The following is a 12599-nucleotide window of genomic DNA, read 5'->3' on the forward strand; positions in this document are numbered from 1 at the left end:
TCTGTAGCGAACAGTAACGCACGTACTCCATCGCGGCAACCCATAACGCGAGCATCCATCGAAAGCGCGCCTGAGCTGCGGCTCAACCTTGATCAGCGCGGACCGTCGGCGCCAACGAGCGTCAGCCAAAGAACCCGCATCGCGGTAGGCGATCGCCGGAACAAACGCAGCGAGATCGGCCACCCGACTGTCACAGCGTTGCGAAGCATCGAGAAACCCCCGCCGGGACGAACACGTACCGGGCACCCCGCACCTCGGGATGCCCGGTACGTACCGACGGCTAACGCTTGCGGCGTGACTTGGTGGGCTTGGAGGTGCGTCCCGCGTTGCGCGCAGCTTCCCTGCGCTCACGCCGCGTGCCGCCGCCCGAGGCAGAGGCGCCGCCGCCTTCATGCCGGGACTGCGCCGAGCCGTCTTCTGCCGGACCCGAGTACGTCAGCTCTGGCGTCGACTCATCAAGCCCCTTGGCACGCAACTCGCCTTGCGCTGCTTGCGCTGCGGCGGAAGCGAACTCGGCTAGCCCTTCCGGCGCCGCCTGCGGAGCGACGGTTCCGTCGGCCGGCTGCTGGACCTCGACGTTGATGTTGAACAGGAAGCCAACCGACTCCTCCTTGAGGCCGTCGAGCATGGCGGTGAACATGTCGTAGCCCTCACGCTGGTACTCCACCAGCGGATCACGCTGCGCCATCGCCCGCAGGCCGATGCCCTCCTTGAGGTAATCCATCTCGTAGAGATGCTCACGCCACTTGCGGTCGATCACGCTGAGCAAGATGTTGCGCTCCAGCTGGCGCATCGATCCCTCGCCGGCCAGCCCGTCGATCTCGGCTTCCCTTGCCTTGTAAGCCTTTTTGGCGTCATCAAGCAATGCCGCCTTGAGGTCCTCAGGGCTCAGCTCGTCGGCTTCGCCATACGTGTCGGACGCGATGAGCTCTTCGGGCTTGATGCTCACCGGGTACAGCGTCTTGAGCGCGGTCCACAGCGCTTCGAAGTCCCAGTCCTCGTGATAGCCGTCGGCCGTGGCACCGTCGACGTAGGCGGCGATGGTGTCGGTGATCATCTCCTCGATCTGCGGCTGCAGATCCTCACCCTCCAGGATGCGGCGACGCTCGGCATAGATGACCTTGCGCTGCTGGTTCATCACCTCGTCGTACTTGAGGACGTTCTTGCGGACCTCGAAGTTCTGTTGCTCGACCTGGGTCTGCGCGCTCTTGATGGCGCTGGTCACCATCTTGGCTTCGATCGGCACATCATCGGGGACGTTCATGCGCGTCAGGATCGTTTCCAGCGCAGCACCATTGAAGCGCCGCATCAATTCGTCACCCAGCGAGAGGTAGAAGCGGGACTCGCCCGGATCGCCCTGACGTCCGGAACGTCCGCGCAGCTGGTTGTCGATACGCCGTGACTCGTGGCGCTCGGTGCCCAGCACGTACAGGCCGCCGGCCTCCTGCACCTCCTTGGCCTCGGTCTCGGCGGCGTCCTTGAACTTCTGCAGCGTCGTGTCCCACGCGTCCTGGTACTCGTCCGGGGTCTCCACCGGGTCCAGGCCCTGTTCGCGAAGATGCGTGTCCGCCAAGAAGTCCGGGTTACCGCCCAGCACAATGTCGGTGCCTCGACCGGCCATGTTGGTGGCCACCGTGATGGCTCCACGGCGCCCAGCCTCGGCGATGATGCGGGCTTCCTGCTCGTGGTACTTGGCGTTGAGGACGTTGTGCGGAATGCGGCGTTTGGTGAACTGCCGTGAAAGGTATTCGGAGCGCTCAACACTCGTGGTACCGATCAGGACGGGCTGGCCGGCCTCGTACCGCTCCACCACGTCGTCGACGACGGCGATGTACTTGGCTTCCTCGGTCTTGTAGATGAGGTCGGACTGGTCCTTGCGGACCATCGGCCGGTTCGTGGGGATCGACACCACACCGAGTTTGTAGATCTCGTGCAGCTCGGCCGCCTCGGTCTGCGCGGTACCGGTCATGCCGGCGAGCTTGTCGTAGAGGCGGAAGTAGTTCTGCAGGGTGATCGTGGCCAGCGTCTGGTTCTCGGCCTTGATCTCCACCCGCTCCTTGGCCTCGATGGCCTGGTGCATGCCCTCGTTGTAGCGCCGGCCAAGCAGCACGCGACCGGTGAACTCGTCGACGATCAGCACCTCGCCGTCGCGGACGATGTAGTCCTTGTCCCGGTTGAACAGTTCCTTCGCCTTGATGGCGTTGTTGAGGTAGCTCACCAACGGCGAGTTGGCGGCTTCGTACAGGTTCTCGATGCCCAGCTGGTCCTCGACGAATTCCACACCCAGCTCGTGCACACCGATGGTGCGCTTGCGGATGTCCACTTCGTAGTGGGTGTCCTTGTCCATCAGCGGCACGATCCGCGCGAACTCGGTGTACCAGTTGGAGGCGCCGTCCGCCGGACCCGAGATGATCAGCGGGGTGCGGGCCTCGTCGATGAGGATCGAGTCGACCTCATCGACGATCGCGAAGGCGTGTCCGCGCTGCACCAACTCGTCGAGCGAGTGGGTCATGTTGTCGCGCAGGTAGTCGAAGCCGAACTCGTTGTTGGTGCCGTAGGTGATGTCGGCGTTGTAGGCCTCGCGGCGTTCCGGCGGCGTCATCTGAGACAGGATCACGCCCACCTCCAGCCCCAGGAAGCGGTGCACGCGGCCCATCCACTCCGAGTCACGTTTGGCCAGGTAGTCGTTGACGGTCACGACGTGCGTGCCCTTACCGGCCAGCGCGTTCAGGTACGCGGGCAGCACACAGGTGAGTGTCTTGCCTTCACCGGTCTTCATCTCGGCGATGTTTCCGGCATGCAGCGCGGCACCACCCATGACCTGCACATCGAAGTGTCGCTGGCTCAGCACGCGCCAGGACGCCTCGCGCGCGACCGCGAATGCCTCGGGCATCAGGTCGTCGAGGGTCTCGCCCTTTTCCAGGCGGGCCTTGAACTCGCCGGTCTTGGCCTGCAGTTCGGCATCGGAGAGCTTCTCGACATCGTCGGACAGGGTGTTGACGTAATCGGCCACGCCCTTGAGACGCTTGACCATGCGACCTTCACCAAGGCGCAGCAACTTCGACAGCACGTCAATAACCCCTGTACTCGTTAGGACTAGTCAGACTTCAGCGAGTCCCATCGTAGGCGTCGCCCGCACCAGCTTCCCCGAGCAGTCACTCTTGAGCGCCGGTCGCGCCATTCGCGAGCGCCGCCAGGCGCCGCTCGCGTGCAATGAGGAACAACGGGAACGCGACGCTGATGGCGATGAGGAAGCAGAGCGCGATGTACACCCACGTGCGCTTGATACCCAACCGTCGGGTCTCGACAACCATGAGGACAAGGGCCGCGATCGTGAGCAGCATCAGGTCGTTGGTCAGTGAGCCCGCGACGTGATTCGCATACGCGCTGGTCACGACATCGACAAGCTTCCCGCCGGACAAGATGTACGCAACGTTGTGCCACCAGGTCGCAACCAGGGCGATCAGCGCGATCGCACCGTATAAAGAACAGAGATTCCGGCGTGCGGTGCTCACCACCGAAGTATGCGACGTAAGAGGGCCCCCACACCAGATCCGGGTGCGGGGGCCCTGTGCGCGGGTGATCCGCGCGCCCTAACTACTCCCCGAGGCGTATCAAGCCGTAGTCGTATGCGTGCCTGCGGTACACCACCGAAGGGCGACCCGAGGTCTCATCGTGGAAAAGGAAGAAGTCATGACCGACCAATTCCATCTCGTAGAGCGCGTCGTCGACCGTCATCGGTTTGGCCGGGTGATCCTTGGTTCGCACGATCTGGCCCGGGCCGTGGCCGTCATCGACCTCGGCTCCGTTGTGACTGTGTGCGCCATTGACCTCGGCGGGTGGCGTGAAGGCATCGGCGGGCAGAACCTTGGTGGCCTCGGCAAGCGATACCGGCGTCTTGTCTCCGTAATGAACCTTGCGGCGGTCGCGGCCTCGTCGCAACCGGCTTTCCAGCTTCGCGGCGGCGGCCTCAAGGGCGCTGTGGAACGTGTCGGCGCATGCCTCGCCCCGGACGACCGGCCCACGGCCCCGCGCGGTGATCTCCACACGCTGACAGCTCTTCTTCTGGCGCCGGTTGCGTTCGTGTTCGAGTTCTACATCAAAGAGGTAAACGGTTTTGTCGTAACGTTCCAGACGGGACAGTTTGTCGTTCACAAAGATTCGAAAGTGATCGGGGATTTCCACGTTTCGGCCCTTGACCACGATATCGGCTTGGGCTGTCCGCTCCCCGTCCTCGAGTGCAACGGATGCCTTTGATGTGCTTGACAACTCATACCTCCGGTACTGAGAGTGCGCTTGCGCTTAACCCATCCGCTAGGGACTAAAGATGTTGGCGACGCGCATGTTTGATGTTTGAAGTACGCCGGAGTCGCCTAAAACGCTGAGACGGCAGCCCGCCGGCGTTGGGGTTGGTGACCACCTCCTCCGCCAAACCGGACGCAGGCGCCCATGTTGGTAGGCGGTTCGACCGCCCAAGCGCGGAACGTTCATAGCTTGTTGGCCCCGACGGTAGTCCGTGTTCACTCGCCTTGCCACCGATTCGCCAGAGTCGTTTCGAGATCGTCATACGATCTTTAGGCGTACGTCAGCGTGAGCACGGCAGCGACTCGAAATCCCGCCGATTTCAACACTCTGACCGATTCGGTAACGGTGGCGCCGGTGGTCACGACATCGTCCACCAGCACCAATTCCGTGTCCGGTTTCCGGGTCCGGCGCAGCGCGACGCGTCCGGACACATTGTGCTGCCGGGCCGAAATGGACAGTCCGACCGAATCGCGCGCCCCCACCCTCATGCGCAGCAGGGACGCAAGGTGCACGCCCGGAATCCGGGTAGCGACCGCAGCCAAGGCGGTCACCGGATCACCGCCTCGCCCGCGTGCCGACGTCCATCGAGTGGGAGCGGGAACCAATGTCACCGGCTGCTCGACGAGATGCCAGCACAGCAGCTGCGCCACACCGCGCGCCAACGCCGCACCCAGCGGAGCGGTGAGATCGCGACGACCGCGCTCTTTCATCGTCACAATCGCCTGCCGCCGAGCGCCCGCGTACCGCCCGAGCGAAAGAACGGGTACGCCCGGATCGACCCGCGGCGTCACCACCACGGGCTCGGCGGTGAACGCACACGCGCAGGCCGAACACCACCGGGTGGCGGGTGCGTCACATCCGCCACAGTTCAGTGGCAGCACCAGATCGAGCATGTAGATCACTGTGCGCGCGGGGTCCGACAAGTAGTCAGCCCTAGAGTGCCGCGACCAGCCTCTCGATCTGACGGCGGTCCAGCACTTCAACCGTCCCGTCGGGTAGCCCGAGAATGCGGTCGGTGGCGATGCCGTAGAGCCGCTGACGCTGGACCGCCGCATCGATGGCCTCTGCGCGCGCCCGCGCATCCGGCGCGGCCACGATCCTCTGCACGGTGGCGCCCATGTTGGCCGCGAAACCCTGGATCATGTCACCGACGCCCTCGGGATCGAATGTCTGGAACACCCCCTCGGCGACTCCGCGGGTGATCAGCTCGGTAAGCACGGGACGAAACTTGTCCTCCCAGATCGCCGAGATCCGGCGCAGCAGCGACTGGTTCTCTGGCCGCAGCATCGACCTCATCGCCGCGATGCTCTCCGGTGCACCCAGCGCCATCTTGACCTCATAGCTAGCACGCAGTCCGGCGTTCAGCTGCTCCAACGCGCCCAGGCCCGACCCGGCGAACACCGGATTCAGCACCTCGAATGCTTGGTCGGCGCTGCGCTGCGCCAGCGCGGCCACCAGCGCTTCCTTAGAGGAAAAATAATGGTAGAAAGCACCTTTCGATATCCCGGAGGTGGCGATGAGATCGTTGAGGCTCACCTTCCCGTAGCCGCGGTCCAGGAAGAGGGCCATCGCCAGATCGAGCAATTCGGTCCGGCGTACCTCCGGATGCTTCACCACACGCGGCATACGTCAGCGCTTCCTGACCCAGCCGACGTAGGTCAGGTACACACCGACGACCGTGAGAAACAGGAAGAAGAAACGGACCGGGCCGACTGCGGGCACCGAGGCATCGACCCCCTTCTGCATCAGCTGAGGAAACGCCAACAGAACGAATCCGCGCAGGGCAAGGAACCATCCGAACAGCGAGATGATCACCGGCGCGAGTCCTCGCCAAAACTGATGGAAGGCGATGATCATCAGCCCACAAAACAGCAGCAGAGCACCGAACAGCCAGGACCACATCGGCTCTGTGAAGAAGCTGTCGCCCAGGAAGCGCAGATCTGCCGCGCGCACGGCGATGATGACGGTGACCGTCGCGACAAAGGGGCCGATGACCCGCGCAAATGCGCGGGTACGCAGGGCCGGATCGACCGTGGTGGACGCAGTATTCATGTCCCGATCTCCTTTCACACTGCCCAAATAGACCGCTGGTCGGTATGTTAGACCACTGGTCGGTATAAGCAAATGGTTTGCCATAGAACGCCAAGCCGTCGGATCGATCTGACTAGGCTCGGACATATGGAGACCCGGACAGCACCTGCCGATCCCGAAGTCCTCACCTCGAATCTGCGCGTTGCGCTCGACGGCCGATTCGGCCCGATACGTGATGCCGCCCGCGAGTACCTGAACCGCGCCGATCTGCTACCTGATCCCTCACTGACACTCGAGGAGGCTCGGACGCGTTCACTGCGCATCTTGCGCGAGCTGGTTCCACATGGCTTGCCGCACGCGGGATTCCGCAAGGAACACGGAGGTACCGGCGATGTCGGAGCCGCGATCGTCGGCATCGAGATGCTCGGCTACGCGGATCTGTCACTCATGGTCAAGGCCGGCGTGCAATGGGGCTTGTTCGGCGGTGCCATCGAAAACCTCGGCACCGCAACTCATCACAAGCAGTACGTAGTACCGCTGATCAATCTGGACGTACTCGGATGTTTCGGCATGACCGAGACCGGCCATGGTTCCAACGTTCAGGCCCTGCAGACCGTCGCCACCTACGACAACCAGACCGGCGACTTCGTTCTGAACTCGGAGGGCTCGCTGGCACGTAAGGACTACATTGGTGGCGCCGCGGAGCACGCCACCGTGGCCGCGGTTTTCGCTCAGCTCGTCACCGGCGGGCCTGGCGAAGAGGCATCCGGCCGGGGAGTGCATTGCTTCGTGGTACCCATCCGGGACGCGGCGGGCAATGATCTGCCCGGCATCACCACCAGCGACTGCGGATACAAAGGCGGCCTCGCCGGAGTCGACAACGGGCGCATTGTGTTCGACAACGTGCGGGTGCCTCGCGCCAACCTGCTCAACAAATATGCGGACGTCAACGCCGACGGCTCCTACACCTCGCCCATCGAGAATGAGAACAAGCGATTCTTCACCATGCTGGGCACACTCATCCGCGGACGGGTCAGCGTCGCCGCGACCTCCGGTGCGGCGGCCCGCAAGGCGCTGACCATCGCATCGCGGTATGCCCTGGTACGCAAGCAGTTTGACACGCCGGACAGCGACGACGAGGTGATCATCGCCGACTATCTGGTGCATCAGCGCAAGCTACTGCCCCTGATCGCCCGGTCGTACGCACTGGCATTCGCGCAGAACGAGCTCACCGAGGAACTGCACGAGGTGCAGACCGCCGACGAGGTGGACGCGGACCGGCAGCGCCAGCTGGAAAGTGCCGCAGCGGGTTTGAAGGCGATGACCAGCTGGCACGCCCAGAACACCATCACCGTGTGCCGCGAGGCGTGCGGTGGGGCCGGCTATCTCGATGCCAACCAGCTCACCATTCTGCGCCGCGATATCGACGTGTTCACCACCTTCGAAGGCGATAACACCGTGCTCACCCAACTGGTGGCCAAGGAACTCCTGTCGGCCTACGCCGAGGATGTGCGTGGTCTCAATGCTGTGGGCTGGACCCGGTTTATCGCAGGCATGGCCCGCGACGTGATCCTGGAACGCTCCGCGGCCCGGCAGGTAATCCAGACCATCCTGGACTCTTCCGACGAGGACGTCGAGGAATCCGATTTGAGCAACAGGGGCACCCAGCTGCGACTGCTGCGCAATCGCGAAGATCACCTGCTGCGCACCGCGGCCACCCGGATGCAGCGTGCCCAATCTGATGATGAAGACCCCTTCGAGGTCTTCAACTCCGCACAGGACCACATCCTCAAAGTGGGCTCGGCCCACACCGAACGGGTGGTGCTGGAAGCCTTCATCGAAGCGATCGACAGCTGCGACAGCAAGTCCGCACAGGAACTATTGGAGAAGCTGTGCGATCTGTTTGTCTACAGCACGCTCGAAGCGGACCTGTCATGGTTCCTGATGCACCGGCATGTCTCGACCGAACGCGCGAAGGCCATCAGGCGCGGTGTCAATCAACTGTGCGAGGAGCTGCGCCCGCATCTGAGCACACTGGTCGATGCTTTCGGAATTCCCGAGGCGCTGCTCGCCACGGAGATGATCCCCGACAACTAGCCCGTCAGCACCGGAATCGCTTGCGGCAGCATGAGCGGACGTACCTCGATCCATCGCACTTCGGGGGTACCCAATCCCGTCAGCTGCAGCACGCCCCGCGCATCGGCGATATAGATCGCCGCCGGCGAGGCCGCGATCGTCGAGACCGGTGTCAGGAGATTCTGATCGTTCAGATCTGAGTTCACTCCGTCGAGGTTCACATTCGCCACCGGATGTGAACCGTCGTTGCGGGCCACCGCGATGTCGTCGCCGGTGCGCCAGGCCAGCGATACCGCGGAGTTCCCGAGGCCATAGCCCAACCGACGCGGATGTGCCAGGGCGTAGTCGCCGCTGTCGGTCTGTATCACCGTCGCCAGGATCACCTGGCCATCGATGATCATCGCGGCGCGCGTGCCATCGCGGGACAAGGCCAATTCGCTGATGGGGCCCTTGTACTTCTCCGCCACCGCGGATGATTCGACAGGCAGCACCGCCACCATCGATGTGGTGGCTTCCTGGATTATCCGAACGACCCGGCCGCCGTCGATCACCGTCCACACCGCGTCGTCGAGCGCCCAGGTCGGGCGGGTCAGCGTCTTACCGCCGACCGCCTCGCTGCCGTTGGCACCGTTGGCGCCCACCCAGAGCGACATCTGCGGATCATCTCCGCCCTGCACCCGGATAACCGAGGCAATCTGACGCCCACTGCGTGAGAGTGCAGCCGAAACCTGGTTTCCCACTTGGCCAAACGATCCGCGCACCGGCACCGCAGCATCACGGTCGACCGTCACCATGGACCCGTTCAACAACCCGTAGAGGCCCACCCCCGCACCCTCCGATGCGCCGGGGTCGGTCGACGCGACGTTCTGGGTGCTCCAGCCCTCCGCGAACTGCTCGTCCAGGGGAGCACCGTTGACCTGCAAGACGTACGGCCCGGCGATACCGGCCCGCGAGAGCGTCCAAATCACCTGCGCGGCAAGGAACTGGCGGGTCCGCTGATCGGGCGTGAGGTTGCCCTCCAGCTCCACGCGCACGCCGCCGTATCCGCGTCCCACGTCCACCCTGCTGCCGTCGACACGGGTCAGCGGGCCGCGCAACCGCAGACCGCTCAGGTGGTTGCGCACCGCCCCCACCAGCTCCGGGCGCGGGCCGGACAGCAGCTTGTACACGAGCTCGGTGGCCAGCAGATCGGGATCGTTGACCGCCACATAGCGCGGGTCGGGCACGACCGTGCGACCCGCCGGGTCGGCGAAGTACACCGTGTACCGGCGATAGGTGGACTGAAACTGACCCCAGTCAAGGAATACCCCGTTGGGCAACGAATCGATCCGCCATTCGCCATTGGCCTTCACCAGCGTGAACTGGGGATCCTGAACATCACCCTGGTGCATCTCGAAAACCCCGATGTCGGACAGCGTGCCCAACTTGTTGGCGCGCACATTGATCGTCCACCGGTCGACGCCGCGCTGGTCGGCGAATGACGGCGACTCGATCAGCACCGCATCGCCCGCGTCATCCCACGTCCGCGAACTGGATTCGGTGAGGAACTGGCGCGCCGCGCGATGCCTGTTCGAGGGGTCTGCGGTCGCCTTCAAGAATTCGCGCAGCACCGTCTCGGGTTCCATCCCCGGAGTGGGTGCCGGCATCCCTGGCGGCAATGGCCGTTGCACCGTGCCGATGGCCTGCGGCGAGGACGAGGACGGTACTCCGGCACAGCCGGTGAGCCCGAGTGCCACCACGGTCAGCACCGCGGCTACCCGGCGGCGCATCAGGACGACTCCCGCACGTGGTCGGCCTTGGCACCCGAGGTACGCATTGGTGTGGTCTCCTGCTCCCCCGGCTGGATTCCCCGTTCCCCCGGCTGAGTTCCCCGCGAAACCGGCCGGCGCGCACCGACACTCGGGCGGCTCGTCGGGTTCAACGGAAGCGGGCTCGTGGTCACCTTGTGCCCACGGACCAACGGCACCGTCAACCGGAAAAGCGCCCCGTTGCCCGGTTCGCCCCACGCCTCCAGGCGACCCTGATGCAACCGGGCGTCCTCGACGCTGATCGCCAACCCCAGCCCGGTGCCGCCCGAGTGACGCTTGCGCGATGGGTCGGCACGCCAGAACCTGTTGAACACCAGCTTTTCCTCACCGGGGCGCAGGCCAACTCCGCGATCGCGCACGGTGACGGCGACGCTGTCGATATCGGCGGCCATCCGGATGGTGACGGGCTTGTGCTCGCTGTGGTCGATCGCGTTGGCGACAAGGTTGCGCAGAATCCGCTCCACCCGACGGGGATCCACCTCGGCGATGATCTCGCTGTCGGGCATGTCGAGCTCTACTTCGGTGTCCAACTCGTCCGCCAGGTGCTTGACCGAAGCCACCACGGTCTTGACGGTGTCGCGCAGATCCACCTGTTCCACGGCGAGCTCGGCCACGCCGGCATCGTGCCGCGAGATTTCCAGCAGGTCACTCAGCAGCGTCTCGAACCGGTCGAGCTCGTTGACCATCAGTTCGGCAGAACGCTGCAGCGCCGGGTCGAGCTCCTCACGGTTGTCGTAGATGAGATCGGCCGCCATGCGCACCGTGGTCAATGGCGTACGCAGTTCGTGGCTGACGTCAGAGGTGAAGCGGCGCTGCAGGTTTCCGAACTCTTCCAGCTGGGTGATCTCCCGCGAGAGACTTTCGGCCATGTCGTTGAACGACACCGCAAGCCGTGCCATGTCGTCGACACCGCGCACCGGCATACGTTCGGACAGATGTCCCTCGGCGAATCGCTCGGCAATGCGCGAGGCCGACCGCACCGGCAGCACCACCTGGCGCGCGACCAGCAGCGCGGCCGCCGCCAACAGCACCAGCAGCACCACCCCGCCGGTGACGATGGTGCCGCGCACCAGCGAAATCGTGCTTTCCTCGTTCGACAGCGGGAAGACCAGGTACAGCTCGAGCGCGGTGACCTTCGACGTGGTCGGCGAGCCGATGACCAGAGCCTTCCCGGAGAAGCTCTCGGTGTGCACCATCGAGTACTGGTAGCTGACCTGGCCGGCCTTGACGAATTCGCGCAGCGGGCCGGGGATCTGAGTGGCGGGGCCCGCCGACGTCGCCTCGCGGGGACCATCGCCAGGCACCAGAAGGACCGCATCGAACGCTCCGGCGCCGCCGCCTTCGGATCCCTTGCTGCCGTTCAGCAGCTGGTTGCGGGCCAATTCCAGGCTGCTCTGCAGCGACCGTGTCTCCTCGCCACCGACGTCATCGCTGACGATGACGCGAGCCCGCTCCATCTCTTCGGTCGCGACCCGAATCTTCGATTCCAGGATGCGGTCGGTCACCTGGCTGGTGAGGACGAATCCCAGAATCAGGATGACGAGGGAGGACAGCGCCAAATTGGACACCACCACCCGCACCTGCAGGGAACGGCGCCAGGTAAACCCGACCGCTCGACTCAGTGCCTTCAGTCCGCGTACCAGTGGTGCCGATCGCCGCTGAATGCGCCGCTTCGAGCTGAAGATCACGGGGGTCCGGCCTTATATCCCACTCCTCGAACGGTCAACACCACGGTCGGATTTTCGGGGTCCTTCTCGACCTTCGCCCGCAGCCGCTGCACGTGGACGTTCACCAGCCGGGTATCGGCCGGGTGACGGTAGCCCCACACCTGTTCGAGCAGCACATCACGAGTAAACACCTGGCGCGGTTTGCGTGCCAGCGCCACCAGTAGGTCGAACTCCAGCGGGGTCAGGGAGATCTGCTCGCCCTCACGCGTCACCTTGTGCGCGGGAACATCGATGTCGATGCCCGCGATGTTCAGCAGCTCGGCGGGCTCGTCGTCGTTGCGCCGCAACCGGGCACGAATACGTGCGACGAGCTCCTTGGGCTTGAATGGCTTCATGATGTAGTCGTCGGCACCCGACTCCAGGCCGAGCACCACATCGACGGTGTCGGTCTTGGCGGTCAGCATGACGATCGGCACACCGGAATCGGAACGCAGCACCCGGCATACGTCGATGCCATTCATCCCGGGCAGCATGAGATCCAACAGAACCAGATCGGGGCGCAGCTCACGGACCGCGGTGAGCGCCTGAGTACCGTCGCTCACCACTGCCGTCTCGAAGCCCTCCCCGCGCAACACGATGGTGAGCATCTCTGCCAATGACGCGTCATCGTCGACAACAAGGATCCTTTGCCTCATAGAGCCCATCGTGTCAC

10 protein-coding genes are annotated in these 12599 nt (G+C 64.3%); 1 reads left to right on the plus strand and 9 read right to left on the minus strand.

The genetic code is table 11. From position 1 onward, the window contains the following. Positions 1-280: 280 nt before the first annotated feature. The 6 genes from secA to BB28_RS17970 all read right to left on the minus strand — a co-directional run bounded on the left by secA (position 281) and on the right by BB28_RS17970 (position 6357). Positions 281-3070, minus strand: a complete 2790-nt coding sequence (gene secA, locus BB28_RS17945; protein WP_046254491.1) for a preprotein translocase subunit SecA — start codon at positions 3068-3070, stop codon at positions 281-283. A gap of 85 nt (positions 3071-3155) precedes the next feature. Further along, positions 3156-3515, minus strand: coding sequence for a DUF2834 domain-containing protein (locus BB28_RS17950; RefSeq protein ID WP_046254492.1), 360 nt, complete (start codon positions 3513-3515; stop codon positions 3156-3158). An 82-nt stretch (positions 3516-3597) separates the two neighbouring features. Next, positions 3598-4269, minus strand: coding sequence for a ribosome hibernation-promoting factor, HPF/YfiA family (gene hpf, locus BB28_RS17955; protein ID WP_046254493.1), 672 nt, complete (start codon positions 4267-4269; stop codon positions 3598-3600). 305 nt (positions 4270-4574) lie between these two features. Next, positions 4575-5198 carry a ComF family protein gene (locus BB28_RS17960; RefSeq protein WP_046255949.1) on the minus strand — a complete coding sequence of 208 codons (624 nt, stop codon included), beginning with the start codon at positions 5196-5198 and terminating at the stop codon, positions 4575-4577. 40 nt (positions 5199-5238) lie between these two features. Further along, positions 5239-5931 carry a TetR/AcrR family transcriptional regulator gene (locus tag BB28_RS17965; RefSeq protein ID WP_046254494.1) on the minus strand — a complete coding sequence of 231 codons (693 nt, stop codon included), beginning with the start codon at positions 5929-5931 and terminating at the stop codon, positions 5239-5241. A gap of 3 nt (positions 5932-5934) precedes the next feature. After that, the gene (locus tag BB28_RS17970) at positions 5935-6357 is read right to left on the minus strand and encodes a hypothetical protein (RefSeq protein ID WP_046254495.1); all 423 of its coding nucleotides are present in this window, start codon (positions 6355-6357) and stop codon (positions 5935-5937) included. 126 nt (positions 6358-6483) lie between these two features. Between BB28_RS17970 and BB28_RS17975 the strand changes: the two genes are divergently transcribed. Further along, the gene (locus BB28_RS17975; RefSeq protein WP_046254496.1) at positions 6484-8433 is read left to right on the plus strand and encodes an acyl-CoA dehydrogenase family protein; all 1950 of its coding nucleotides are present in this window, start codon (positions 6484-6486) and stop codon (positions 8431-8433) included. Here BB28_RS17975 and lpqB read toward each other — a convergent pair. The 3 genes from lpqB to mtrA are packed head-to-tail and all read right to left on the minus strand — an operon-like array spanning position 8430 to position 12591. Then, complete coding sequence (lpqB, locus tag BB28_RS17980) at positions 8430-10184, minus strand: MtrAB system accessory lipoprotein LpqB (RefSeq protein WP_081252403.1); 1755 nt, start codon at positions 10182-10184, stop codon at positions 8430-8432. The two genes, BB28_RS17975 and lpqB, sit on opposite strands and share 4 nt — an antisense overlap. Next, positions 10181-11908, minus strand: a complete 1728-nt coding sequence (mtrB, locus tag BB28_RS17985; RefSeq protein ID WP_046254498.1) for an MtrAB system histidine kinase MtrB — start codon at positions 11906-11908, stop codon at positions 10181-10183. Before mtrB ends, lpqB begins: the two co-directional genes overlap by 4 nt. Further along, entirely contained in the window at positions 11905-12591 is a 687-nt protein-coding gene (gene mtrA, locus BB28_RS17990; protein WP_014850711.1) for a two-component system response regulator MtrA, read from the minus strand. The genes mtrB and mtrA overlap by 4 nt, the downstream gene beginning before the upstream one ends. Positions 12592-12599 lie beyond the last annotated feature (8 nt).

Origin of the sequence: Mycobacteroides chelonae CCUG 47445 (assembly GCF_001632805.1) — a bacterium.
Classification (GTDB): Bacteria; Actinomycetota; Actinomycetes; order Mycobacteriales; family Mycobacteriaceae; genus Mycobacterium; species Mycobacterium chelonae.